Annotated in this window: 30 protein-coding genes; 2 read left to right on the top strand and 28 right to left on the bottom strand. The window is 45.4% G+C overall.

Annotated features, from left to right (window positions below; translation table 11 throughout):
• Positions 1–61: 61 nt before the first annotated feature.
• The 27 genes from H532_RS0104010 to H532_RS0103880 all read right to left on the bottom strand — a co-directional run bounded on the left by H532_RS0104010 (position 62) and on the right by H532_RS0103880 (position 20,625).
• Positions 62–652, bottom strand: coding sequence for a nucleoside recognition domain-containing protein (locus tag H532_RS0104010; protein ID WP_027724427.1), 591 nt, complete (start codon positions 650–652; stop codon positions 62–64).
• Entirely contained in the window at positions 645–1,781 is a 1,137-nt protein-coding gene (locus H532_RS0104005) for a D-alanyl-D-alanine carboxypeptidase family protein (RefSeq protein ID WP_081412306.1), read from the bottom strand. The genes H532_RS0104010 and H532_RS0104005 overlap by 8 nt, the downstream gene beginning before the upstream one ends.
• 306 nt (positions 1,782–2,087) lie before the next feature.
• Positions 2,088–2,666: an SMC-Scp complex subunit ScpB gene (gene scpB, locus H532_RS0104000; RefSeq protein ID WP_027724425.1), complete on the bottom strand. Its 579-nt coding sequence runs from the start codon at positions 2,664–2,666 to the stop codon at positions 2,088–2,090.
• Entirely contained in the window at positions 2,663–3,421 is a 759-nt protein-coding gene (locus tag H532_RS0103995) for a segregation/condensation protein A (protein WP_027724424.1), read from the bottom strand. Before H532_RS0103995 ends, scpB begins: the two co-directional genes overlap by 4 nt.
• A gap of 150 nt (positions 3,422–3,571) precedes the next feature.
• Complete coding sequence (locus tag H532_RS17770; protein WP_038111464.1) at positions 3,572–3,823, bottom strand: hypothetical protein; 252 nt, start codon at positions 3,821–3,823, stop codon at positions 3,572–3,574.
• 139 nt (positions 3,824–3,962) lie between these two features.
• A complete protein-coding gene (locus H532_RS0103985) occupies positions 3,963–4,334 on the bottom strand; it encodes a GNAT family N-acetyltransferase (RefSeq protein WP_027724423.1) in 372 nt (123 codons plus the stop codon).
• Positions 4,335–4,498: 164 nt separating this feature from the next.
• On the bottom strand, positions 4,499–5,815 hold the full coding sequence (gene lysA / locus H532_RS0103980; RefSeq protein WP_027724422.1) for a diaminopimelate decarboxylase: 1,317 nt from the start codon (positions 5,813–5,815) through the stop codon (positions 4,499–4,501).
• Between the two features lie 366 nt (positions 5,816–6,181).
• On the bottom strand, positions 6,182–7,669 hold the full coding sequence (locus H532_RS0103975) for a spore germination protein (RefSeq protein ID WP_027724421.1): 1,488 nt from the start codon (positions 7,667–7,669) through the stop codon (positions 6,182–6,184).
• Positions 7,626–8,234 carry a stage V sporulation protein SpoVABEA gene (gene spoVAEA / locus H532_RS0103970; RefSeq protein ID WP_027724420.1) on the bottom strand — a complete coding sequence of 203 codons (609 nt, stop codon included), beginning with the start codon at positions 8,232–8,234 and terminating at the stop codon, positions 7,626–7,628. Before spoVAEA ends, H532_RS0103975 begins: the two co-directional genes overlap by 44 nt.
• Before the next feature lie 4 nt (positions 8,235–8,238).
• Entirely contained in the window at positions 8,239–8,589 is a 351-nt protein-coding gene (gene spoVAE, locus H532_RS0103965) for a stage V sporulation protein AE (RefSeq protein ID WP_027724419.1), read from the bottom strand.
• A gap of 1 nt (position 8,590) precedes the next feature.
• A complete protein-coding gene (gene spoVAD, locus H532_RS0103960; protein ID WP_027724418.1) occupies positions 8,591–9,601 on the bottom strand; it encodes a stage V sporulation protein AD in 1,011 nt (336 codons plus the stop codon).
• Positions 9,602–9,612: 11 nt separating this feature from the next.
• Positions 9,613–10,071, bottom strand: coding sequence for a stage V sporulation protein AC (gene spoVAC / locus H532_RS0103955; RefSeq protein ID WP_027724417.1), 459 nt, complete (start codon positions 10,069–10,071; stop codon positions 9,613–9,615).
• Positions 10,072–10,082: 11 nt separating this feature from the next.
• Positions 10,083–10,505 carry a stage V sporulation protein AB gene (locus tag H532_RS0103950; protein WP_027724416.1) on the bottom strand — a complete coding sequence of 141 codons (423 nt, stop codon included), beginning with the start codon at positions 10,503–10,505 and terminating at the stop codon, positions 10,083–10,085.
• Positions 10,492–11,115, bottom strand: coding sequence for a stage V sporulation protein AA (locus H532_RS0103945; RefSeq protein WP_027724415.1), 624 nt, complete (start codon positions 11,113–11,115; stop codon positions 10,492–10,494). Before H532_RS0103945 ends, H532_RS0103950 begins: the two co-directional genes overlap by 14 nt.
• 84 nt (positions 11,116–11,199) lie before the next feature.
• Entirely contained in the window at positions 11,200–11,958 is a 759-nt protein-coding gene (sigF, locus tag H532_RS0103940) for an RNA polymerase sporulation sigma factor SigF (RefSeq protein WP_027724414.1), read from the bottom strand.
• Positions 11,959–12,024: 66 nt separating this feature from the next.
• A complete protein-coding gene (gene spoIIAB / locus H532_RS0103935; protein ID WP_027724413.1) occupies positions 12,025–12,468 on the bottom strand; it encodes an anti-sigma F factor in 444 nt (147 codons plus the stop codon).
• Positions 12,469–12,819 carry an anti-sigma F factor antagonist gene (gene spoIIAA / locus H532_RS0103930; protein WP_027724412.1) on the bottom strand — a complete coding sequence of 117 codons (351 nt, stop codon included), beginning with the start codon at positions 12,817–12,819 and terminating at the stop codon, positions 12,469–12,471. It lies immediately after the preceding gene.
• A 114-nt stretch (positions 12,820–12,933) separates the two neighbouring features.
• On the bottom strand, positions 12,934–14,106 hold the full coding sequence (locus H532_RS0103925) for a D-alanyl-D-alanine carboxypeptidase family protein (protein WP_027724411.1): 1,173 nt from the start codon (positions 14,104–14,106) through the stop codon (positions 12,934–12,936).
• A 475-nt stretch (positions 14,107–14,581) separates the two neighbouring features.
• Positions 14,582–15,472, bottom strand: coding sequence for a site-specific tyrosine recombinase XerD (xerD, locus tag H532_RS0103920; RefSeq protein ID WP_027724410.1), 891 nt, complete (start codon positions 15,470–15,472; stop codon positions 14,582–14,584).
• Between the two features lie 4 nt (positions 15,473–15,476).
• Positions 15,477–15,713, bottom strand: a complete 237-nt coding sequence (locus tag H532_RS0103915) for a DUF4227 family protein (RefSeq protein ID WP_027724409.1) — start codon at positions 15,711–15,713, stop codon at positions 15,477–15,479.
• A 178-nt stretch (positions 15,714–15,891) separates the two neighbouring features.
• Positions 15,892–16,350 carry a ferric iron uptake transcriptional regulator gene (gene fur / locus H532_RS0103910; protein ID WP_027724408.1) on the bottom strand — a complete coding sequence of 153 codons (459 nt, stop codon included), beginning with the start codon at positions 16,348–16,350 and terminating at the stop codon, positions 15,892–15,894.
• A 139-nt stretch (positions 16,351–16,489) separates the two neighbouring features.
• Positions 16,490–17,125 carry a stage II sporulation protein M gene (gene spoIIM / locus H532_RS0103905; protein WP_027724407.1) on the bottom strand — a complete coding sequence of 212 codons (636 nt, stop codon included), beginning with the start codon at positions 17,123–17,125 and terminating at the stop codon, positions 16,490–16,492.
• Between the two features lie 154 nt (positions 17,126–17,279).
• Positions 17,280–18,455, bottom strand: coding sequence for an endonuclease Q family protein (locus H532_RS0103900; RefSeq protein WP_027724406.1), 1,176 nt, complete (start codon positions 18,453–18,455; stop codon positions 17,280–17,282).
• Positions 18,456–18,562: 107 nt separating this feature from the next.
• On the bottom strand, positions 18,563–19,111 hold the full coding sequence (locus tag H532_RS0103895) for an NUDIX domain-containing protein (protein ID WP_027724405.1): 549 nt from the start codon (positions 19,109–19,111) through the stop codon (positions 18,563–18,565).
• A 93-nt stretch (positions 19,112–19,204) separates the two neighbouring features.
• Positions 19,205–19,438 carry a ferredoxin family protein gene (locus H532_RS0103890; RefSeq protein ID WP_027724404.1) on the bottom strand — a complete coding sequence of 78 codons (234 nt, stop codon included), beginning with the start codon at positions 19,436–19,438 and terminating at the stop codon, positions 19,205–19,207.
• 18 nt (positions 19,439–19,456) lie between these two features.
• On the bottom strand, positions 19,457–19,942 hold the full coding sequence (locus H532_RS0103885) for a DUF1189 family protein (protein WP_027724403.1): 486 nt from the start codon (positions 19,940–19,942) through the stop codon (positions 19,457–19,459).
• A gap of 146 nt (positions 19,943–20,088) precedes the next feature.
• Positions 20,089–20,625, bottom strand: a complete 537-nt coding sequence (locus H532_RS0103880; protein WP_027724402.1) for a cysteine hydrolase family protein — start codon at positions 20,623–20,625, stop codon at positions 20,089–20,091.
• Positions 20,626–20,764: 139 nt separating this feature from the next.
• Between H532_RS0103880 and H532_RS0103875 the strand changes: the two genes are divergently transcribed.
• Complete coding sequence (locus H532_RS0103875) at positions 20,765–21,676, top strand: aldo/keto reductase (RefSeq protein WP_027724401.1); 912 nt, start codon at positions 20,765–20,767, stop codon at positions 21,674–21,676.
• Between the two features lie 125 nt (positions 21,677–21,801).
• Here the strand turns inward: H532_RS0103875 and H532_RS0103870 are convergent, their stop codons facing one another.
• Positions 21,802–22,977 (bottom strand): acetyl-CoA C-acetyltransferase, encoded by a 1,176-nt coding sequence (locus tag H532_RS0103870; protein ID WP_027724400.1) that lies wholly within the window; start codon positions 22,975–22,977, stop codon positions 21,802–21,804.
• Between the two features lie 125 nt (positions 22,978–23,102).
• On the opposite strand from H532_RS0103870, the gene H532_RS0103865 reads away from it, so the two are divergent.
• Positions 23,103–24,011 carry a hydroxymethylglutaryl-CoA lyase gene (locus H532_RS0103865; RefSeq protein ID WP_027724399.1) on the top strand — a complete coding sequence of 303 codons (909 nt, stop codon included), beginning with the start codon at positions 23,103–23,105 and terminating at the stop codon, positions 24,009–24,011.
• Positions 24,012–24,018 lie beyond the last annotated feature (7 nt).

Raw genomic sequence — 24,018 nt, 5'->3', positions numbered from 1 at the left:
GTCTCACCTCAGTTCCATACGGTTATAAAACCTATAGGCGCAAAAAAATTCTTCTAAAAACTTAGCCACCTTTACGTTTCCGCCGATAATAAAAGAGGCGATCGATAATAAGAGCGGCTATCGTCGTACAAGCCGTGGATAAAATCGTCACACCGACAATATCTGTGGGGGAAGCGGCTCCATATTTCATGCGAATGGCGATCACCGTCGTAGGAATCAGCGTAAAACCCGATGTGTTTAAAGCGAGGAGCGTGATCATGGAGCGGCTAGCCACGGGACGGTTCCCATTCAATTTTTTCAGCTGCTCCATCGCTTTAATGCCTAGCGGTGTCGCCGCATTCCCTAAACCAAAAACATTCGCGACTGTGTTGGATAAAATATAACCCATCGCCGGATGATTTTCCGGGACATCGGGAAATAATCTTTTAAGCAGTGGCTTAAACCAGCGCGATAGAACGCGTAAAAGCCCAGCCTCTTCGGCAATTTTCATCATGCCAAGCCAAAAAATTAAAATGAACACAAGGCCAAGGCAAAGCGTGACGCCTTCTTCAGCTGATTTAAAGATCGCCTGATTGACGGCTTCCATCTTCCCAGTCAGAGCCGCATAGACGAAACCGATGATAAACATCAATACCCATATATAATTAACCATAGCGCCCAGTCCCCAGTATCATCGTTAAGACGTGCACAAAACTCAGCCAAAAGCTTTTTTGCTCTTTTACCGGCCGTTCGTAGAAAAGCGGAAGTGACGATACCTTTTCCCCATCGATGAATACCTCCAAATAGCCAGCGGTCTCAGGTGGCTTTTTCCATCGTTTCCCTTTCGACGGTTTAAAAAGGGTAACTTCGGTCGTAAGCTCCGCTTTTTCACGTTCTGTTACCGGTAGGCGTAAATCCCGATGAGCGTAAAGATTTCCTTTATAATAAGGGTTTTTGATCCCTGTCACCTTTCCCTTCTTTACAATAGACATCATGTGATAGTTATCAAATGCCCAATTAAATAGGTTTTGGTGATCCCGCCAGTCATCTCCGTCATTTAACGTGACCGCAATGAGATCCATATCGCCTTTGGAGGCAGTTGAAATTAACGTACGGCCTGCTCTTTTCGTATACCCGGTTTTCCCTCCTGTTGCATATTTGTAGCGAAACAACAATTTATTTTTATTTTTCCAACTCCTGTCCCACGGTTCACCCGGATTGGGGGCTTTATGGTACTTCGTTCCGAAAATTTTTCTGAACTCCGGGTTTTGCATCGCATAACGTGTTAATATGGCCATATCATACGCGGTGGAATAATGATCTTCTTGATCATCCAAACCGTGGGGGTTGGCAAAATGGGTATCTAGCATGCCAATTTCCCGCGCTTTTTGATTCATCAAATACACAAAACCGTCAACGCTTCCGGCGACTTTTTCTGCAATCGCCACGGCGGCATCATTGCCGGAGCGCAGCAGCAAGCCATAAACTAAGTGTCGCAACGTAATTTTTTCGCCCTTTTTTAAGTAAATCGACGAACCTTCCGTGCCATAAGCGTTGTTGCTGACGGTGACCTTTTCCTTCATTTTCCCGGATTCAATGGCGAGAATGGCGGTCATTACTTTTGTGATGCTCGCAATGCGCATGCGTTTATGCATATTTTTTTCATATAAGACGCGCCCAGATGTCTGGTCCATTAAAATGGCAGCCTGAGCTGAAACGCTGATTGGCTGGGCATCGTTTTCCGCTTTTACGACTTGTCCGTGGGTGACAAATGAGAAAAAAAGAAAAAAAACGAGTGCCATCGCTATGTAGGTTGCCTTTCGGATTTTCAAGGTTCCGTCCCACTCCCCTGTAGCATTTGGTACAAGTGTATGCATGGACAACCGATTTATGAAAGCTTTCGGAATAGCGCTCGAATAGCTCGATCGAGACGTTTCAAGGCTGATATCAACTTATACACCTTGCTTGTAACCTAATGAAATTTGGCTCTGCAATGCTTATGTATAAAATGAACCTTTTTTGTCCTTTTTCTTGATTGAAAATAGATAGACTTTCTCACCTGTATAAAAAAGGAGGCTGACTCCCTTCTCTTGAGTCACCCTCGCTATTTACAATTCCAAAACGGTCTGTTGAAATTTCTCATAAAACAAATCGGTCTCTTCCATAGACGATTCATCTAGGCGGTCAGAGAATTCGGGCAGTTCATTGAGCGATTTAAGACCGAAATGCGTTAAAAACGCTTCCGTTACACCATATAATATAGCCCGTCCCGTTCCTTCTGCCCGTCCAACCTCTTTTATTAAGCCTTTTGACATCAAGGTTGACAGGGCCTTCTCCGATTTTACGCCGCGCACCTCTTCAATTTCAGCACGGGACACCGGCTGTTTGTAGGCAATCACGGCTAATGTTTCCAATGCTGCCTGTGACAATGTCGCTGGGCGCGGAGCTTTGATCAACCTTTCAATATATGTTGCCATCTCTTTTTTCGTCACCAATTGGTACCGTCCGGCGACTTCTGTAATCATCAGGCCGCGCGCTTCATTCTGTAACGCCTTTTTCAAGTTTTCGATAACCCCTAACACATGCTCTTCCGGCATATTGAGAACTTCCGTTAATTGTTCAAGCGTGACGCCGTCTTCACCGCTGACATAAAGCAATGCCTCAACAATGGCTTGTTCGTTTTTCATACTTCACCGAACCTTTCATCGGCGGAATAAACCAGAATTTGTTCAAAGTTTCGATGTTGCACACAAGTCACAGCGCGTTTTTTCATCAACTCGAGCAAAGCAAGAAAGGTAACGACGATGTGTGTTCGATTCGGATAAAGAAATAAATCATCAAAAGGAATCGGCTCTCGTTTACCCTTGAGTTGCTTTAAAATATCGTTCATGCGCTCCCCAATCGGAATTTCTTGTCTTTGGATTTTTGTATGTAGGGGCTTGTCCCATTGTTTTTTCTGCAATAAATGCCGAAAGGCCGCAAGCATATCATATAAACTCACACCGGTGAGTTGTATTTCCCGCGGTTTTTCATAGCCCGACAGGTCACTTGGGGGTTTTGTATAAAACAGCTGTTGGCGTTCCTCTTTTTCCTTCAACCATTCGGCAACTTGTTTGTACTGCTTGTATTCAATCAACCTCTGAATCAAGGCCTCGCGCGGGTCGATGTCTTCCTCCCACTCTACCTCATCACCATCAGGCATGAGGGGTTCTGGTTTAGGTAAAAGCATGCGGCTTTTCATTTCGATCAGAGTCGCCGCCATCACCAGATATTCACTGGCGATATCAAGCTGTAATTCTTTCATTTCATGGATAAAGTTCAAATATTGTTCGGTAATCTCTGCGACCTGAATATCATAGATATCAATTTCCATCTTCTTAATTAAATGCAACAAAAGGTCAAGCGGCCCCTCGAATGCATCGATCTTCACTTTATATTCCACTGTGTCCCCACCTGTCGCTCAAACAGCACCCGTTCAAATTCAAAAATACCGTTCAATGTGAATGTATGAGCATTATATCATACGAGTAATTTCGCCGACAACGGGCTTTCCTCGTGCAAAAAAAATGCGCTCAAATCGGTTTTGAGCACGTTACCAATAGACGGATATAAAAGATAAGGAAAGAATGGATGCCAGCGGGATAACAAAGACATCCTCGGCATCCGGATTTAATGAGGCATGAACGGACCATTCCTTAATTAAATCCTTTAATGGATTGACATAGACGTAATTGTGATCGAGCTCAACAATTATGCCTTGCAAAACGGCGCCGTCGGATGTTTCCAGTTCAACGGCTTCACCCATTGCCTTCTCACAGATATCGTGAAAATATTCCCTTGACACGTATTGCGCCTCCCGCCAAAAAACAATCTACGATACCTTATGCGGGCAGGCACGGTTATGACATGGACAAATATATTGAAAAAACATGTGATGTATATGGTTCAGATAACGTTCACAACAGATCTCTTTTCGTCGATCACTATTGGCCGGAAATGTCGGCTTTTTTTTCAGACAGACACTTTTCCAAAAACTCTTTGGATTGCTTCGTCGGAACGATCGTATATTTCTCTCCAAGCATGTCTTTTAACGCTTGTACCATCCGGCGCCCGACGCCCTGATTCCGGTACGATGGATTAACACTGATGTGATGCAATTCTGCCGTTTCACCTTCAATGTGAACACCGATGATCCCGATGATATCTTCTTCTTTCCATAGGAAAAGCTGCCAGTCATCGTCTTCTTCATATTGTTTAATGGTTTGCTGCAACTTTTTTAAGTCTTTTTCCGATGGTACGAACGATAACAAACCCATCGCGATTTTTTCATAAGTTTTCTTGTAGCGAAACAGCATAATGAAACCCCTCTATGTTTTATAAACTTACCAAAAAGTCTCTCTCTTATGGTTCGGAATTATACCTGTCGGTCAAATGATCTTGATCTTTTAAGCATATGAAAGACAAAGGCGTTTGATCTTCTCTATTATAACCCATTTAAACATTTTTGTGCACTGCACGCTCAGCGGATTTGCGAGCGTTTTTTTAAAGGCAGATCGTGACGAATCAAATCCTCGTACGATTCCCGTTTAACGACGAGCTGCGCTTCCCCAGCTTCAACAAAGACAACCGCAGGACGCGGAAGTCGGTTATAATTATTTGCCATCGCATATCCGTAAGCCCCTGTGCAAAAAACAGCGAGAAGATCCCCCGGCTTGACAGCCGACAATTCGATGGAATCAATCAATATATCGCCACTTTCACAGCATTTTCCGGCAACCGTGACCGCTTTTTCGGATTCAGAAGGAAAACGGTTGGCAATGGCGGCTTCATATTTAGATTGATACAACGCTGGACGGAGGTTATCGGTCATTCCCCCGTCAACGGCGATATACGTGCGGCCTTCACGCGTCGATTTCATCGAGCCGACGGTATATAGCGTCGTCCCCGCTTCTCCCACAAGCGCCCGTCCCGGCTCAATCCAAATTTCTGGAACCTTTAAATTTCGCTGTTCACATTCCCTTAGGATGCACTCCACAATGGCCCCGATGAACGTTTGCGGAGTTTCTGGCAGATCGCTCTCGGTATAACGAATGCCAAAACCACCGCCGACGTTGATTATTCCCGGTAGGAATTGATAAGTCTTATACCATTGGTCGACATATTCATATAAAGCTTGTATCGCCTGTTCATGGGTTTTTGCTGTAAAAAGTTGAGAGCCGATATGAAAATGGAGCCCTATTAAAAGCAGTTGCGGGTCGCGAATCGTCCGCCGAAACGCCTCTTCGGCATCTCCTTTCGTTAAATAAAAACCAAATTTAGAATCTTCTTGACCTGTTGAGATATAGGCATGAGTGTCCGCCTCCACACCTGGCGTTATGCGCAACATGACCTTCACGATTTTATTTTCCTCACGGGCAATGTTAGAGAGCATGTCTAATTCGTAAAAGTTATCAACGATGACGGCACCAATACCAGCTTTGACGGCATAGCGCAGTTCCTCTTCCGATTTATTGTTCCCGTGAAAATGGATGCGCTCAGCTGGGTAGTCCGCGGAAAGCGCCGTATAAAGTTCCCCACCAGAGACGACATCAAGGGCAAGCCCGAGTTCATCAACGAGCTGAACCATCGCTACTGTGGAAAACGCTTTGCTCGCATAGGCAATCTGATAGTTTACAGGGTAGCGAGAAAAGGCTTCTTTAAAAGCAGCGGCTTTTTCGCGAATGATTTCCGTATCAAAGACGTATAAAGGCGTTCCGTAGGTCTTGGCGAGTTGAACGCTATCAACATTACCGAGCATGAGATGGCCCTCTTGTGAATAGATTCTCTCTCTATTCATGTCATAATCCCCTTCAACATAAAATTCGTCCGATTCTTCTCCGAAGCCTCACGGATAAATCCCAACAGGATCAGCCTAGAATTTTTATTTAAAACGTTAACACTTTAATGCGCCAAAGTATATTTTTATAAAGTATACCAGACCCAGAGCTTGGAATAAACCACTTTATACATTTTATCATTTTAACAGGTTTACGGCCGCCCTTCTTTTATACATTTTTCAATTCTTAATCACTGCAGATAATGGATAAAGAAAACGCCGCTTAAGGGACCGAATGAGTGCAGGTAAATCTGAAAAATTTACAAGCATACAAGTATAAAAAAAGAAAACCAGCCATTTAGGCATATGGTTTTCTTTGCAATGACTTTATTCGGAGCGCCATCTTTTTTTACGCGGCATTTTTTTCTGATCCAATGGTTTTACGATGCTCGGCCGGGTGCTGGAAAGCGGCATCGATGTCCGGATGCAAATCGCAACCATAGCCATCGGATCAAAGGGAATAAATGGCCAGAGGTACGGGGTATTGAGGTTTTTTACCCGAGCCAAAAAAATGATAAAAAGGGTCGAGCCGATGACGAAACCGGGAATGCCGAAAAAGAGTGAAAGAAGAATGAGTGAAATGCGCACGATGCGGTTGGCTTCGCTCAGTTCATAACTTGGCGTCGCGAATCCGCCAATTGCCGCCAAGGATGTGTACAAAATGACTTCCGGTGTAAAGATGCCGACCTGGACGCCAATTTGGCCGATCATAACCGCCGCAATTAATCCTAATGCGGTTGATAAAGAGGATGGCGTGTGAATGGCGGCCATGCGGATGATTTCCACACCGATTTCTCCAATAAGCACTTGCAAGGTGATCGGAATGTGGTACTTATGATTGTTCGGCCCGAGAAACTTTAGCCAATCCGGAGCAATCTCGTGATTGTTGACGATGATGAGCCAAAGCGGGAGCAAAAACAACGACATCAGGATAGCAAAAAAACGCGCCCATCGCAAAAAGGCGCCAACTACCGGGGTTTGACGGTATTCCTCGGCATGTTGCACATGATGGAAGAGCGTTGTCGGAAAAATAATGATGCTCGGCGAAGTATCCGTGACCAACAATATATGACCTTCCAAGATGTGAGCCGCTGCTACATCCGGACGTTCAGTATAACGGACTAACGGATACGGGTTAAAGCCTTGTTTGACCAGGAATTCTTCAACCGATTTATCCGCCATAGGTATGCCGTCAATTTCGATGGATTCCAGTTCTTTCTTCAACGTTTTCAAGAGTCCTGGATTGGCTACATCTTTTAAATAACAAATACACACATCGGTTTTAGAACGTTCCCCGACGCGTAAAATTTGTGTCCGAAACCGCTCATCGCGAATTCTCCGGCGGATCAAACCGACATTTTCTATGATGTTTTCGGTAAACCCGTCACGGGCGCCGCGCACGACGCGTTCCACATCGGGTTCTTGCGGTTGACGGCCCGGATAATGACGAACATCGATGACCAACCCATCACTTTCGCCTTCAATTAAAATGACAATCAGGCCGCTCAACATGTTGTCAACCGCTTCATCCAACGTCTTGATTTCAATCACTTGTTCATGAGCGAGGTGATTTTTAATGACATCTTTTGCCCGATCCACCTTTTTATGCTCGTGAACAAGCCGCATAAGTTCCCGCAAAATTTCTGTAACCAGAAGCGAATCGACCAAGGAATTACAATAATATACTTCAATCGGTTCGCTTAAGATCGTCAACTCTCGCACCCCGACATCAAAGCTCTCACCGATACCGATGCGTTCTTCCATATACGCTTTATTTTCTTTCAAACGTTTGCTGATCGGTTTTTTGTTCTTCATTGCCGCTTCGATGGTAACCACTCCTTTCCAAGATGTATTCAATGGCTTTTATGGTGATCGGGGCGCCTTTCTCCGGTTCATCCACTCCCGTAATTTTTCCGATGTCTCCGACCCCGACGACGATGGGAATATGTAGCCGATCCAAGACATAAACGGTATCGCCGGTCAGGCGTCCGATCTCAAGGTCCGGCACGCCGTATTTATCGACGCCATAAGGGGTCAACTCCCCGTTTTGGTCAATGCTAACATCTATACGCGTCCATTCGTGAAAACAGCTGTTGGAAGCAACGGCAATGACGCCTAGTGTCTGAATTTCCGGGTGTTTGACGACATACGCCAACGCTTCTTCGCCTTTTCCTATGCCGTTAAAACCACCATCATCAAACATGACAAGCACAGGGTCATATGGGGTTTGCAAGATCAATTCAACCAATTCCGGTCCTGAAAGCTGAGTAGGATTTCCCGCTGACCGAGAAATACAGCGCAAGCCGAGTTCTTTAGCCGCGAGTTCCACCACTTTTTTGGCCATTTGATCCCCATCTGTCACAGCAATAATGCGTCTCATGGAATCACCCTTTCGGCTTAAAGATTAACGCGACAAGAAAGCCGAACAAGATGGCGGATGTGATACCTGAGGAAGTTAATTTAAATATGCCCATAGCTAGACCAATATACCCATGCTGTTTGGCTTCCTCCATCGCCCCATGTAAAAGCGAGTGGCCAAAACTCGTGATGGGAACCGTAGCGCCAGCTCCTGCAAATTCAATCAGATTATCATAAATTCCGAATGCGTCCAAAAGCGCCCCAATGACGACAAATGAACAAACGATATGCGCCGGCGTTAGCTTGAAAACGTCAAGTAAAATTTGCCCGATCAAGCAAATCAAACCGCCGACGAGAAATGCCCAAAGAAAATCCATTTTATTCGCCCCCTGCAGATTCCAAAACGACACCGTGAGCGACACAGGGTATCGTTTCTTTTTGTTGGTTGACAGTCGGATTGAACAAAGCCCCCGTCGCGCAAATGAAAACGCGTTGGATCTTTTTTTGTTTCAAAAGATTGACAATGTAACCATAGGTGACCATCGCCGAACACGCTGTCCCGCTACCGCCAGCCATCACATTTTGCTCGGGACTATAAAGCATTAAACCGCAGTCATGATGCATTTCGCTGATGTCAATGCCGCGTTCCCACAGAAGTTGGCGGACGATCGGACTGCCCACACTGGATAAATCACCGGTGACGATCATGTCGTAATCGGTAGGCTTTCGCCCCGTATCCTTGAGATGCCTTTCGATCGTATCGGCCGCAGCCGGTGCCATCGCCGAGCCCATATCATTGGCATCGGCAATTCCCCAATCGATGACTCTGCCAATCGTCGCTTCTTTAATTTTTACGGATGAAGGCGTTTGGCTAACCAAGGCACTCGCTGCTCCTGTTGCCGTAAATGTAGATGTATTCGGCTTGCTGCCGCCGTATTCCGTTGGATAGCGGAATTGCCGCTCTGCTGTTGCATTGTGGCTGCTAACCGCAACAAGGACAGAATCGGCATAACCGGTGTCCACGAATTGCGCAGCAAGGGCCAACGTTTGCATGGATGTCGAACAGGCGCCAAACATTCCGAGGTAAGGAATTTTTGTTTCTCTCGCAATAAAATTGGAGGTCACGGTTTGATTTAAAAGGTCACCCGCCATAAAAAAATCAATGTCTTCCGGTTTTTTATTGACATTCTTCAAGCAGATGTCCACAGCTTCTCGCATGAGTTTGCGTTCGGCGGCTTCCCAATTTTTTTCACCACAATGCAGTTCATTATACTTTTTATCAAAAAAATCGCCGAGAGGCCCTTTCCCTTCTAATGGGCCGGCACACGTCCCCGTGGATTGGATGTAAAGGTCATGCTCAAAGCGCCATGTTTGTTTTCCCAAACGCATCGCTTATCCCCCTAACCTAATAAATTGTTCACGGTGAGCCGGATCAATCCGAAAATCGCGGCTGAGACGACACCAAAGACAATGACGGAACCGGCCAATTTAAAAAGATTGGTCGCGATGCCGAGAACGATGCCTTCGCTTTTATGTTCCAGGGCTGCACTCGTTATGGAATTGGCAAAGCCCGTGACGGGAATTAGAGAACCGGCACCGGCAAATTGGCCGATTTTGTCGTAAACACCGAATCCTGTTAAGAGGGAAGCGATGAGAATCATCGTTGCCACCGTTGGATCCCCTGCTGTTTTTTCATTGAAATCAAAAAAGGTAACATAAAATTTCTGGACCGCTTCCCCAAGGTCACAAATGAGGCCGCCAATCACAAAGGCTTTAAGACCGTTCACGAAATAGTTAATTTTAGGGTGGTACGATTTGATGTTTTTTTTGTAGTTTTTTACATCATTTAAACGGGTCATGGTGTTCCTCCTTATTGATCAATAAAGTATGTCCAATGAAAAAATGAACCCAATACTTTACCTAAAACGAGAGCCATCATGAGCAAGAGGATTTTTTCGTTGATGCCAAGCCTTTTGGCCAAAATGGGAAAGACATTTAGGACTTCTGTCAAAGCGGCGGCCAGCATCCCGACAAACATGCCCGCGGCTAAGCCAATAGGGATGAGTAGAAAACCGGGCAGACTGAATGACGAATACCGCAAGCCGAACCAAGTCGATGCAAGTACCCCGAGGATGACACTCCATTCATATTTTCTGATGGCATCGTAAGTTTTAGTCAATTGGGTAAGCCTTGGTATGATGCCCAAAACAGTGAGGAAAGCGACAAAGCCACACCCGACGGCTAGCCCTCCGGAGAAGCCAACGATGATAAGCAACACATCATCCATCACCATGGCGTTTGGCCTCCGCTTTTTTATTTTCCTGCAGGATAATGTATTGATCTAAATCCTGTTGATAATTGAACATCTCGACTTCCAAAGGGCTGGGTTCTTCATTAAAACGCTTTTTAAAAATGTGATTAAAAAAAAGAATCATACCGATTCCGACCCCCAGAGAATATGGGATTTGCAAGATCAGCGGCTTCGCATTTTCTCTTCCCGTGATTAAAAAATAGATTTTTTGATGGACACTCGACATTGCGACATCTTCGTGGAAATTCATGATGGTTAAGCCTGCACCGATAAACAATAAGACCCATACGAGTAAAAACAAGACTGTTCGCGGGCCCTTTTTCTCACTTTCCACTTCAATGATGGTTTGCTGCGGGCCAACCGTCTGAATATCGCAATCGGGATATCTCTCATGTATCGCTTGGATGACATCCATGGCATCAATGACAACGAATTTATTATCTTCGGGTCGGATTTTGTACACGTCAAGATCACAAATGACGTTTTTCATATCACGAGGAGCGATGACGTTTGCCATTTTTCCGATTTTAATACAATCGTTTAAAGCGGCTTTAAATTTATGGCGCAAACGGATATAGATGGTGTTGGCCATGGCTTTCACTCCTTCTTTCCATAGTATGGATTGTTCAATAGGGAAACATTCTCTTATTTCTTTTCAAATAAAAAAAGCAGACGGTTATTCAACCATCTGTCCACGTATTTCTGATAAAATTTTCTTTTCTAATCGCGATACTTGCACTTGGCTGATGCCGAGGCGCTCAGCCACCTCTGACTGTGTTTGATCCTTAAAATATCTTAAGTAGACGATTAGGCGCTCGCGGTCTTGAAGGTGTTCGACCGCTTGGCGAAGCGCGATTTTATCAAACCAGTTGTTTTCATCCTTATCATGGATTTGATCGAGCAACGTGATGGGGTCACCATCGTTTTCATAAACCGTTTCATGTATTGATGAGGGGGCGCGTATCGCTTCTTGCGACATGATGACATCCTCAGGCGTCAGATCGAGAGACTGCGCCAATTCCCCGATGGTCGGATTGCGGCCTAAGCTTTTGGACAATTCATCTTTTTTCTTTCGGACTTTATTACCCATTTCTTTTAAAGAACGGCTCACTTTGACCGTGCCGTCATCGCGGATAAAACGCTGAATTTCCCCAATAATCATGGGGACCGCATAGGTGGAAAACTTGACGTCATACGAAAGATCAAATTTATCGACGGACTTCAGTAATCCAATACATCCGATTTGAAACAAGTCATCAGCTTCATAACCGCGATTTAAAAACCGTTGAACGACCGACCAAACAAGCCGCATGTTTTTTTGGACGATGAGGTCTCTTGCTTCTTTATCGCCTTTTTGACTGCGGGCGATGAGCGCTTTGACTTCTTCATCATCCAAAAGGGGCTCTTTCGCATTATTTTTGACGTTGACATCCATAGGCATTGTCTCTCCTTTAATCGGTCAACCCGAATCCCTTATCGATTCGTAAAATAAACCCCGCGGTCAATTGCATATTGATGCTTTGTTTTTGGTGAGATGTTTGGTTAAGTAGACCGTCGTGCCGCATCCGGGGGCCGTTTCGATGGCCACATGATCCATAAAATTCTCCATAATTGTAAAGCCCATTCCTGACCTTTCCAATTCCGGTTTAGACGTATAAAGCGGTTGACGGGCTTCTTCAACGTTTTCAATGCCGACCCCATCGTCGTGAACCGTTAAATGAACGGTATCATCCTCAATCTCCGCTTTAATGGTGACAAGGCCGCACCCCTTGTTTTCGTAACCGTGAATGATCGAATTGGTGACCGCTTCAGAAACAACGGTTTTAATCTCCGTCAACTCGTCCATTGTTGGATCGAGTTGCGCCACAAAAGCGGCAACAGTCACGCGGGCAAACGATTCGTTTTCACTGACTGCCGTAAATTGCAAGGTCATTTCATTTCGCATTTAGGCCACCCCCAAAGTATAAAGTGCGTAGGCCTCATCTTCTTCAAAGCGGATGATTTTAAACATCCCGGACATTTCAAACAACCTTTTTACAGGTGCGGAAATGGAGCAAACGACCATTTCACCGCCCATCGCTGCAATTTCTTTATAGCGTCCGAGAATGACACCCAATCCGGAGCTATCCATAAACTCCAAGCGTTCCAAATTCAGAAGAATATGGCGGATCAGATGTTGGTTTAAGGCCTCTGTCACCCGTTCCCGCAAAATATCCGCGGTATGGTGGTCGAGTTCACCTTCCAACCGAATGCACAACACTTCCTGCTTAATTTCTAGATCCACGCTGAGACTCACTTCGTTTCTCCTCCCTTTAGTTACCGTTAGAGTCCGTGTGTAACTCTTGTATCATGAGTTTCGCGATTAATTTTTCTAATTCCTTCTCCATGACAAAACTAGTGGTAATTCGACTTACCACGACCCATTTGTCATTTTTCCGATTTGCCTTTTAAACAATTGCCACCATGTCGCTTTTTTAATATCTCTGGTCACAATAAGTGGCGTTTTAGACACCGTTTGCTGGCCTTTTTTCACGATATAGTAACCGACAACGGTTCCGGCTTCCATCGGTGCGGCTAAATTTTTCTTTATTTCGATCTTGGTATGATAGTCTTTCGCATTTTCCCCTTTCCTTAGCAATAACACCGCGTTATCTTCCGTGACAGCCGGGACGCGGCCTTTTTCGCTTTTATTGACGGGAACGATCGCAACGGCTTGGCCTTGGTTGACTAATTTTTTCGTTTTATAATTTGCAAAGGCATAATTCAACAATTTTGCGACCTGTTTGTTGCGCTCTTTGGCAGATGGCGCCCCCATGACGACCGCAATCACGCGCATGTCATTTTTCTTTGCTGTCGCCGTTAAACAGTATTTCGCCTCCTGGGTATATCCGGTTTTCAAACCATCTACACCCGGATACGTTTTCAGCATTTTATTGGTGTTAACGAGCCAAAATTTATTGTCGGTATTTTCCCTTAAATAATCTTCATATAAGGAAGTGTACTTTAAAACATCAGGATAACGGAGCAAAGCTTTTGCCATCACAGCCATGTCATGGGCCGATGAATAATGGTTTTCTGTGGGAAGACCTGTCGGATTGCTAAAATGGGTATGTTTTAATCCAAGTTTTTTCGCCTCGTCATTCATTCTTTTAACAAAAGCCTCTTCGGAACCAGCTATGTATTCTGCCAAGGCCATGGAGGCGTCATTGGCCGAACCAATCGCAATCGCTTTGATTAAATCCTCGACCGTCATTTCTTCTCCGGGCTCAAGGAAAATTTGCGTTCCTCCCATTGAGGCAGCATGTTCACTGACGCTGACTTTGTCCGTTAAAGCAATTTCGTTACGGTCCAATGCTTGAAAAATCAACAATAAAGTCATAATCTTTGTCATACTAGCTGGCGGTAATTCCTTATTTGGATGAATGGAATAGAGCACCTTTCCGGTATCTTTTTCCATAAGCACAGCGGATTTGACGTCTTCAACAAGGGATTTCGCTTGTTTTTCTTCCGCATGAACCGTTGTCATCGGAAGCGAGAATAAAGCGATGAGAATACTGAGTGAGACGCTTAAAATTGCCTTCATGACCATCCCTCCAATACGTGTTCATCCTTATTTTCTTCCAAACCTTTCGTAAATATACCTCTATGGGGAAATTCATGTACTGGTGGTTTTTTATGGTAGGAATTGCGATGGGCATAAAAAAATAGTGGGGAATACACCGTGGTTATATCGTGAGGTTCTATCATTGTCTTAGCAACCCATGATCATCGTCCATCAAACTTAGGGTCTCATATTCATCAACAAGCGATCTTTATGCAATGATTCCGTACATTTCTCGCCATTTGATGGCATTATTAACAGGAAGATGCCTTCCTAAACATTAAAAGCCCCGACGGTTACCAACACTGGTTAACCGATAGGGGCTCTATGCTATTCATGTAGTCTGCCAACATCATCAAACTGGGTAGCAACCGTTGTTTCCCAATACCTCCGGAATCTCATACGATGAAAAAACGCGTTCCAATGTATTGTGCGCTAAATGGCTTTGCCTCCGTTATTATTTCGCCCTCGGATGATAAGCAAGGTAATGATCTTTTAACTTAATCTCTGATAAGCGCCGATAGATTTGTGTTGTTGATAAATCCGCATGGCCGAGCATTTCCTGAACCGCCCGTATGTCAGCACCGTTTTGCAAGAGGTGAGCCGCAAAAGAATGCCGAAGCGTTTGCGGCGTAAGGGGTTTTAGAATACCCGCTTTTTCAGCCACTTTCTTGACGATTTTCCAAAAGCCTTGGCGGGACAAACGTCGCCCGTTACGGTTTAAAAATAACGCTTGCTCCGCCTCCTTTAAAAGATGGGGACGCCCGTCATCCATGTACCTTTTTACGGCAGCTGCGGCGGGGTTACCGAGAGGAACGATCCGTTCTTTTCCGTGATGGCCAATACATTTTAAAAACCCAAAGGCAGGCTGAACATCATCCACATTTAAGGCGATGAGTTCAGAAGCGCGCAATCCGGTAGCATAAAGCACTTCGAGCATCGCCTGGTCACGCAAGCCCATCACTGTCTCTGTGTTCGGTGCGTCAAGCAATCGCTCGACTTCCTCTGGTGTAAGGATGTTGGGGAGACGTCGCTCCGTTTTTGGGGAATGAACCGCATGGGTGGGATCATGGCTCGTCCGCCCCGCTCGCAATAAATACCGATGAAAAGCTTTTAGGCTAGATAATTGTCTGGCAATGGTGGCGCGTTCCCGTCCCTTATCTTTTAAAAAGTAAAGGTACCGATAAATCATCGCTTCATCCACACTTTGCCAATCGGAAACGCCACGGATGTTTGTTATGTATGCCACATATTGTTCCAAATCCCGGCGATAAGAAGCTGCTGTATTAGGGCTTGCATCTTTTTCTGTGATCAGTGCTTCAATAAAAGCCTTGACATCCCCACGCATCTCATTATTCCCCGTTTCTTAAAAATTGCAAAAGGCGCTGGAAACCATCCCCATCAACGGGCCCCTTCTCTCCTTCCGGATTAAAGACTTTCACAGCCCCATCGTCTGGTTCCTCGTACTTATGAAAACTTTTATAGTTTTGATCGAGCCACTGGAGCCCAAAATAAAAAAGGATGGTGCAAATGACAAAAAGAAGAAAGACTTTTAATGTGTCTAAAATCAATGTCATGAATGGCTTCATTGCTATTACCCGCTTTCCAACTTCTACGTACTACATCTTAGTACAAGATATGCCAAAAGAATGCGGGTTTATACATGAAGCCGTATGGGAAACCGGAGCGGGCTTTCCATCATCTCATTGTGCATCTAAAAAACCTTCTCCATCACTCGGAAAAGGTCTGTTTGATCTTGTTTAGCTATTAATCTTTTGTTTCCTCTTTTTTGTTCTGACAGCGATAGCAAATGCCATGGAACGTCAAGCGATGATCCTTAATGATAAAATGCCAATCCCGCTCAACCACTTGTTCGACATCGCCGAGGAGATCTTCTTGAATTTCATCCACCGCCCCGCATTCGATACAGACGAGATGATGGTGAAAATGTTCGGCTCCCTCGCGGCGGAGGTCGTAGCGGGAGACACCATCGCCGAAATTAATTTTATCGACAACCTTCAATTCGGTTAGAAGCTCAAGCGTTCGGTAAACCGTTGCCAATCCGATTTCTGGTGCCTTTTCCTTAACAAGTAGATACACATCTTCTGCGCTTAAATGGTCTTTCTCATTTTCCAATAAAACCCTGACCGTCGCTTCTCTTTGTGGGGTCAGTTTATATTTTTGGGAGTGCAATTGCTTTTTTATCCGATCGATTCGGCTCTCCATTTTTCCGCCTCCCCGGCCATACTTCTAAAAATATTATAAACAGACCGAGAAGATGTGTCAAAATAAAATTATTCTAATTTATAGCTTATAATAATTTTTATTTGTTAACGGTTGAAAATAGTCATATTCTTGTTATACGCTACGGTTTGCCGACAACGCCCTGCATTAAGATAGGGGAGACATACGCTTCAAAACAGGCGGCAAGAAAAATGGCCGCAACGATCATGCCGAAGAGCCCCACATAATTTAAAAATTGCGGGAGAAGCGGGTTCTTCCTCGTTCGAATTAAAAGTTGGCGGATCATTTTCAGCGAAAAGGCAACAGACGCGGCACTGGCAATGATAAAAATAGGGATCATCAGTAAATTTTGCGGAAAAACGCTTGCCATCGCAATGATAAACCCATGTAAACCCATCCGGTTCACGAGAAAACCAACCGTAAAGCCAACAACGATCCCTTTTAAAAACAATAGAATAAAAATGATGGGTAAACCAATCATCGATAAACCAAGCAACCAGATCAATCCAAGGTATTGCAAATAATTTTTAAAACTCTCACCCAGCATCGCTCCCCGGTCTGCCAATTGCCCTTCAGAGACTTGTCCAAAAAAACGTTGCAAATACGTCAGTAAATTCGCTTTGGTTTGTTGTGGCAGGCTGTTGACAATAATCGCACCAAAGACGATCCCCATTAAAAACAAAACAATGATGAAAATATAAATGGATAAGTTATCTTCAACATGTTTGGCAATCTTTTGTTTTACTGTGACAGGCATCGGTTTTCCCCCTCGTCTTGCTCTTAGTAGCATTCTATGACGAGGGAGCGAATCTATGACATTTTTAATAGAAAAATTAATAGAACAAAGGCGCCGGAAACTTACCGGCTAGACTAGAAGCAAGCGGTTAATCGATCACTATGGTCCCAATACATTATTCGGCTTTTACTTTCCCATATTGGCCGGCACCGCCCGTTTCGACGGCGAGTTTGCCTTCCCTTGCTAAAGCGATCAAGGACGCCGTCTCAGCGCCGACAACCTCTGTTAACGCTTCAACTGAGGCTCTATGAAGGATATTCATCTCCGTGCCAAATGCTTGTATGAGCTTCTCCAATGTTTTTTTACCGACTTTCGGAATAAATTCAAGAGGAACTTGATGCACGTAAGGCGGGCGACCAGGTCGGGGGCCGGTGCTATCGGCCAGTTCTTCCAAACGATCGCGCACGCCTTTTACCACTCTTCCGTGACCGCAATAAGGACAGCGCTCACCTTTCACGTAATTTTCGATGAGTTCCATACAGTCGGCGCACCGTGTGCGGTGATATTTTCCTAGCCTCGGGTTCAATCCGTAGTTGGCAAGGATATCACGACCGTCCTCTTGGTGAAGGGCGCGTTTTAACTCCATAAATGACGGATGATCCAGTTTAAGTGCCTGATACTCTCGACCAATTTTCGGCAAGGAATGGGCATCTGAATTCGTCACGAACGTAAAAGCATGTAATTCCTGGATTTGGTCCGCCATTTCCGTATCAGAACTTAATCCGAGTTCAATGGCATCAATAAGATCGGGATCTAAAATCTCGTTTATAGAACGCTTGACACCGGCCCCGTAGACGCTTTTAAAAGGTGTAAACACGTGGGCCGGGATAAACAGCCCGCCCAATTCTTTGACTTTTTTCTGCAGTTGACGCGCAGTTCCGTAAAAACGCTGTGTGCTCAAGCTGATATTGGTCACATGGCGAGCCAGCCAATCGCTGAAAGTACTCATTTTATTAAGGGTTGGAAAATACGCGAGCACATGTAGAGGCCCCTGGCAGTACTCATCTTTCACTTCGATTTCGCAACCGGGGATGAGAACGGTTTTGTAAAACTTCAGTCCCCCGTCCGAAAGTTCCTGAACGTCGCCACGGGAAACCATGTCCCGGATTTGCGCGATGACCTCTGGCACCTGACAATCGATCACACCGACGATGTCGATGCCTTTCCGTAAGCTTGCTTCTCTTAAAATCCGGTCGATGGTGAGCGTCTTCGCTCCAGTGATTTTAACTGGACGCCCTGAAAGCGTCCTTCCGATGTGAATATGTAAATCCGCATAAAATGTTGAAAACATATTAACCCTTCTTCGTACTGGTAAGAAAATTTCTCATTGTTCAGACCTGTATAAGTGTAACTAAGGCTCTGCCTTCACCCATCAAGCTTGGCAGAGCCAAGTTTTCTTTATTTGGAAGATTGACCTTGTTTCATTTGTAAAAATTGCACGGCGAACACCGTTTTGGCATCAAAGATCGCTTCTGTTTTCATTAATTTTAAAGCCTCTTCCAACGTCACCTCATAATTATCCAAAAATTCGTCTTCATCTAAATGGCGCTCTCCGGAAATAAGGGTATCCGTATAATAGATGTGAAGCACTTCATCAGCGAACCCAGGCGAAGTCCCAAAGGAAACAACGTGCTCGATGTCTCGGCACGTATACCCCGTTTCTTCTTTTAATTCACGAAGAGCGCACGCTTTCGGATCCTCTCCAGGGTCCAGTTTTCCCGCCGGGATTTCAAACAAAGCCCGTTCTAAAGGTTTGCGAAATTGTTTAACAAGGACAAGCTTTCCCTCATCCGTCACGGCAATGACGGCCACAGCTCCCGGGTGCTTAATGAGTTCCCGCGTAGCCAATTTCCCGTTCGGCAGTTCCACTTCATCCACGCATAATTCAATGATTTTCCCTTTAAAGATGGATTGTGATCGTATGGTTTTTTCGGTGAAGTCCGTCATCATCATAACCTCTTTCCTATAACCTTCATCCATTGTATCATAAACAACTCTAAAAACAGAAAAAGCCGCGAAAACGAGCGGCTTCTATACCCATTATTTCGTATATTCCCGATTAATCCGGATGTAATCGCGTTCCTCCTCGGGCACATCTTCTTCCTTAAAAATGGCGTCGGACGGACAAACTTCTTGACATGCCCCGCAATCGATGCAGATCTCGGGATTGATATAGCACATGTTTGCCCCTTCAAGAATGCAGTTCACCGGACATACTTCAATGCATGCTTCCCATTTTTCACCGACACAACGTGAGGTAATGACATAAGCCATTGGCAAATCTCCTGATCTTTACTTTTTATTTGAAATGATAGGGAAAACCCTAATCATTTTGATGAGATAGAAAAATAAAAGCACAACAAGCAAAACTGTGATCCAAATGTTTCGATACCCAAGGCCTTTAAAGACAGCATTCAACAATAAAGGAACGGTTGCGGAAAAGGCCGTCAATTTCCATAAATGATGATACGTTAATTTCCGCTTCATCACCGTTTTGATCACGTAAGCCGCCGCCGAAAGGAGCGAGATCGCAATGATCCCGATAAAAATGATGTATAACGGATAGAAAAGAAACACTTGCAAATACAAAACGCTTTCGTAAGTTTGATTGGAAAAACGACCGTTAACCAAAAGGTCGATAATATCGGGCACTGATGAGAGAAGCATGAGAATAAAGATATAAAGTAACGTATCCCTCATGCTCACACGGTTTAATGCGAAAACCGAAGCTTTTCCGGGCATCCTCATGCAGTTTTGTAATATGCGGAAAAACGCCACGCTTGTCCGTCCCCTTATGCATAAAAATGGATCGTTAAACCAATATCCTATTTATATCGTACATGACCCGTAGCTTTTTTCAAGAAAAAAAGCGCCTCACGTGCCATATAAATGAATAAGGAGGAGTCTCGCGCCTCCTTTTAGTATTAGCGAATTTCCGTTTTAAAAATGGCTGCCATATGATTGAGGAAAAGGTCATGCTGGTCGGTTAAGGTCGCCATGCCCTTTGCGTGAGCTACGGTTTTATACCCTCTGGAATAAGCGCCGTACGCCGTTAGAAAATCACAAATATCTGTGCAAACACCGGTTAAGTGGACGGTGTCCACCTGTTTTTCTTTTAAAATATTATCTAAATTCGTACCGAAAAAGGCATCATATTCAGGTTTTGGAACATAGAAAACATTGGGATGGTCTTTATGTTCTTCATACCACTCTTGAAGCGGCCCGTACAACGCTTGTCCCCACGTCCCCTTGACATTATACCTCGGCCATAAGTCAAAATGCGGATCGTTTTCTTCGTGAGCATCCATGCAGACAACAACGGCCTTCCCTTCCGCAATAAACGCCTCAGCTCTTTCAATGATATAGGGTACAATGGCCTGAGCCGGTTTTCCAGCGGTCAACCCCCCTTCATCATGGACAAAATCATTGCTCATATCAATGATTAATAACGCTTCACCCATCGCGTTCACTCTCCTTACCATCACTATAATTAATGTAATGATAAATGACAAGACACGTGTGATTCGGCTATTTTATTTTCGACTTCGCGAACATTCCCCCGCTATAATAATGAGAAGAAAAAGATAGGAGGTTATTTTTATGAACAAAAACCGGCTTGGATCATCCGATCTTTATGTCAGTGAAATCGGTTTCGGCACGATGTCTTTACCGCGCGATGAAAAATTGGCTCTAAGCATCATCGATGAGGCATATGAGCGCGGCATCAATTTCTTCGATACCGCCGACCTATATGACCAAGGCCGTATCGAAACCGTTTTAGGTAAAGCATTAAAAGGAAAACGCGATGCGGTCATTATCGCCACAAAAGGCGGCAATCACTGGGAAGCTGGAAAACCCGGCTGGTATTGGGATCCTTCGAAGGCCTATATTAAAAAAGCGTGCAAAGACAGCCTCAAGCGGCTCGGTACTGATTACATCGATTTATATCAACTGCACGGTGGCACCATTGATGACCCGATCGATGAAACGATTGAAGCTTTTGAAGAGTTGAAGCAGGAAGGCTACATTCGCTATTACGGCATCAGCTCGATCCGCCCTAATGTCATCCGCGAATATATCAAACGCTCATCCATTGTAAGCGTCATGATGCAATACAGCATTCTTGACAGGAGACCGGAAGAAGCGATGCTTGATTTGCTCTATGAAAATAACATTTCGGTCATCGCCCGCGGACCAGTAGCCAAAGGGATTTTATCCGACCACGGTTTGGCAAAGATTCCGGAGGCAGGTTATCTGGACTATAGCAAAGGGGATCTAGAAATCCTTATCCGCAACTTGAAGGAACAAACGAATCCTGAGCGAACCTTGTCGCAGACGGCTATTCTGTATAGTCTCGCCCATCCTGCTGTCGCCACAGCCATTCCGGGGACAAGTCGCATGGCGCAGCTTGAAACAAATATAGCAGCCATTGAGGCACCGCCGCTATCTCAAAAGGAACTCAAAACCATTAAAAACTTAAGTCATGCCAACCGCTACGAGCAGCATCGTTAAATGAAGCGCAGGACACCCCGCGCTTTTCTTTTTCTATGCACGTCGATATAATCTAAAGCAGAAGTGCGCTGTAGATAATGAAAGGAAAGAAGCTGAGCTTCCGATCGAAGTCAGCTTCTTTTTCATTACAATTGTTTGTTTTCAATGATCATGGCAATGCCTTGCCCGCCGCCGATGCACAGGCTGGCCAACCCGTAGCGCTTCCCGCGGTTTCGCAGTTCGTAAGCGAGCGTCAGCAAAAGGCGCGCGCCGCTTGCGCCAACTGGATGCCCTAATGCAATGGCGCCGCCATTCACATTTGTTTTTTCTCTATCCAACTTTAGTTCTTTTTCGACCGCCAAGTATTGGGCGCTGAACGCTTCATTGATTTCCACGAGGTCCATTTGATCAATGGTTAAACCGGCTCGCTCCAAGGCCATCCGCGCTGCCGGAACCGGACCGATGCCCATGATGCGGGGGTCAACGCCGGCAATTCCCCATGTCACAATTTCCGCCAGCGGTTTTAAAGCCCTTTCTTTAATAAAAGCACCGGTGGCAAGCACTAAGGCAGCCGCTCCGTCGTTAATGCCGCTGGCGTTTCCCGCCGTCACGGTCCCGTCCTTTTTAAATGATGGGCGGAGCAGAGCCAGTTTCTCCATCGATGTGTTGTCACGAATATGTTCATCGCGTTCAACTTTACCTTTTTTCGTTTCAACGGCGACAATTTCTTCAGCCAAACGCCCGCATTCCCGAGCGCGTTGGGCCCGCTGATGACTTAACAGCGCAAAGGCGTCTTGCTCTTCTCTTGAAATGTTGTATTGTTCCGCCAAATTTTCAGCGGTCATGCCCATGCCGCAGCCGATATAGTCGTCCGTCAAAGTTCTAAGCAGCATGTCCTCCAATTGGATCGGTCCGAACTTTCCGCCGTTACAGCGCGAGGTAAAGTCTGCTCTTGGGCTTAATGACATATTTTCCGCACCGCCGACAAGCGACGTGCGCGCCTCGCCGAGAAGCATCGCTTGCGCTGCCGAAACCACGGCTTGGAGCCCCGAACCGCAAAGGCGGTTGACCGTCAAGGCCGGAACATGCTCTGGAACACCCGACTTCAACGCGATATGCCGTGCCAGGTAAGCGGCGTTCGGGTCGGAATGAATGACGTTGCCGAATACGACGTGTTCAATGTCCCCGGCTTCAACACCAGCCCGGCGCACCGCTTCAACCGACGCGGCCTTTCCGAGTTCAATGCTCGAAATATCTTTGAGGCTTCCGCCCATGGTACCAAATGGGGTTCTCGCCCCATCAAGGATGAAAACGTTTGTCATATGCCGGATTCTCCCTATCGTTTTTCTTTTATCATACACGATTTTTTCGAACTTCAACATTGTTTCAAACCATTTTTAAAGTTAAAATTGTAAGGGGTTACATTTACAGACGGGAGGCTTAGCGCATGACATTACCGAAAACTGTGACACTGATTGAAGTCGGGCCCCGTGACGGCCTTCAAAATGAAAAAAATATCATTCCCACCGATATCAAAATCAAATTTATAGAGGCTTTGAAACAAGCCAACATAAACGAGATGGAACTCACTTCATTTGTTTCCCCCAAATGGGTGCCGCAAATGAAGGATGCTGACGAAATTATAAAAGCTTGTTTGGAACCAGGTAAACGCCATTTCGTTTTGGCGCCTAATCAAAAAGGAGTGGAGCGTTTTTACGCCGCCGGTTGCGACCACATCGCTGTTTTTGTCGGCGTGAGCACCACTTTTAATAAAAAAAATATTAACAAGACGACGGAAGAAAGCATGGCAGAACTTGCGCCTTTGATTCGTGATTTAAAAGCTCGCGGCAAATTTGTCCGTGCCTGTATTTCCACGGCCTTTTATTGTCCTTATGAAGGAAAGGTGGAAAAAGAGGCAGCGGTCGACCTTTGCGGCCGCTTTGCCGAGCTCGGCGTTGACGAACTGAGTGTTGCCGACACCATCGGTATGGCCAATCCGAAAGATGTTTATGCCTTGTTCAGCCGGTTAAAGGAAAGCCTCCCAGAGAACATATTACTGACTGGCCACTTTCACAACACGCGCGGCACGGCGCTTGCCAATATATATGCTTGCCTTGAAGCGGGGGTTGACCGGTTTGATACTTCAGCCGGCGGGCTTGGCGGTTGCCCGTTTGCGCCCGGTGCGAGCGGTAACGTAGCCACGGAGGATGTTTTGTTTATGCTCAATGAGATGGAGATTGAAACCGGCATCGACATGGAAAAGCTGCTTGAAGCCGTTGATCTCATCCGCCCACACATCACGCGGTCACTGGACAGCAAAATATACGGGCTGCGGATGGCCGGGAACCATACGTGATTTTCCT

The sequence above is a fragment of the Tuberibacillus calidus DSM 17572 genome (assembly GCF_000430685.1).
Taxonomy (GTDB): domain Bacteria; phylum Bacillota; class Bacilli; order Bacillales; family Sporolactobacillaceae; genus Tuberibacillus; species Tuberibacillus calidus.
Note: the sequence above shows the minus strand (reverse complement) of the source record. Positions and strands in the feature narration are given on the sequence as shown.

Coding starts and splice junctions, on each gene's coding strand:
- H532_RS0104010 (WP_027724427.1), bottom strand. CDS start 652: ATGGTTAATTATATATGGGTATTGATGTTTATCATCGGTTTCGTCTAT.
- H532_RS0104005 (WP_081412306.1), bottom strand. CDS start 1,781: ATGGCACTCGTTTTTTTTCTTTTTTTCTCATTTGTCACCCACGGACAA.
- scpB (WP_027724425.1), bottom strand. CDS start 2,666: ATGAAAAACGAACAAGCCATTGTTGAGGCATTGCTTTATGTCAGCGGT.
- H532_RS0103985 (WP_027724423.1), bottom strand. CDS start 4,334: ATGCTGTTTCGCTACAAGAAAACTTATGAAAAAATCGCGATGGGTTTG.
- lysA (WP_027724422.1), bottom strand. CDS start 5,815: ATGAATAGAGAGAGAATCTATTCACAAGAGGGCCATCTCATGCTCGGT.
- H532_RS0103975 (WP_027724421.1), bottom strand. CDS start 7,669: ATGAAGAACAAAAAACCGATCAGCAAACGTTTGAAAGAAAATAAAGCG.
- spoVAEA (WP_027724420.1), bottom strand. CDS start 8,234: ATGAGACGCATTATTGCTGTGACAGATGGGGATCAAATGGCCAAAAAA.
- spoVAE (WP_027724419.1), bottom strand. CDS start 8,589: ATGGATTTTCTTTGGGCATTTCTCGTCGGCGGTTTGATTTGCTTGATC.
- spoVAD (WP_027724418.1), bottom strand. CDS start 9,601: ATGCGTTTGGGAAAACAAACATGGCGCTTTGAGCATGACCTTTACATC.
- spoVAC (WP_027724417.1), bottom strand. CDS start 10,071: ATGACCCGTTTAAATGATGTAAAAAACTACAAAAAAAACATCAAATCG.
- H532_RS0103950 (WP_027724416.1), bottom strand. CDS start 10,505: ATGGTGATGGATGATGTGTTGCTTATCATCGTTGGCTTCTCCGGAGGG.
- H532_RS0103945 (WP_027724415.1), bottom strand. CDS start 11,115: ATGGCCAACACCATCTATATCCGTTTGCGCCATAAATTTAAAGCCGCT.
- sigF (WP_027724414.1), bottom strand. CDS start 11,958: ATGGATGTCAACGTCAAAAATAATGCGAAAGAGCCCCTTTTGGATGAT.
- spoIIAB (WP_027724413.1), bottom strand. CDS start 12,468: ATGCGAAATGAAATGACCTTGCAATTTACGGCAGTCAGTGAAAACGAA.
- H532_RS0103925 (WP_027724411.1), bottom strand. CDS start 14,106: ATGAAGGCAATTTTAAGCGTCTCACTCAGTATTCTCATCGCTTTATTC.
- xerD (WP_027724410.1), bottom strand. CDS start 15,472: ATGCGTGGGGATGTCAAGGCTTTTATTGAAGCACTGATCACAGAAAAA.
- H532_RS0103915 (WP_027724409.1), bottom strand. CDS start 15,713: ATGAAGCCATTCATGACATTGATTTTAGACACATTAAAAGTCTTTCTT.
- fur (WP_027724408.1), bottom strand. CDS start 16,350: ATGGAGAGCCGAATCGATCGGATAAAAAAGCAATTGCACTCCCAAAAA.
- spoIIM (WP_027724407.1), bottom strand. CDS start 17,125: ATGCCTGTCACAGTAAAACAAAAGATTGCCAAACATGTTGAAGATAAC.
- H532_RS0103900 (WP_027724406.1), bottom strand. CDS start 18,455: ATGTTTTCAACATTTTATGCGGATTTACATATTCACATCGGAAGGACG.
- H532_RS0103895 (WP_027724405.1), bottom strand. CDS start 19,111: ATGACGGACTTCACCGAAAAAACCATACGATCACAATCCATCTTTAAA.
- H532_RS0103890 (WP_027724404.1), bottom strand. CDS start 19,438: ATGGCTTATGTCATTACCTCACGTTGTGTCGGTGAAAAATGGGAAGCA.
- H532_RS0103880 (WP_027724402.1), bottom strand. CDS start 20,625: ATGGGTGAAGCGTTATTAATCATTGATATGAGCAATGATTTTGTCCAT.
- H532_RS0103875 (WP_027724401.1), top strand. CDS start 20,765: ATGAACAAAAACCGGCTTGGATCATCCGATCTTTATGTCAGTGAAATC.
- H532_RS0103870 (WP_027724400.1), bottom strand. CDS start 22,977: ATGACAAACGTTTTCATCCTTGATGGGGCGAGAACCCCATTTGGTACC.
- H532_RS0103865 (WP_027724399.1), top strand. CDS start 23,103: ATGACATTACCGAAAACTGTGACACTGATTGAAGTCGGGCCCCGTGAC.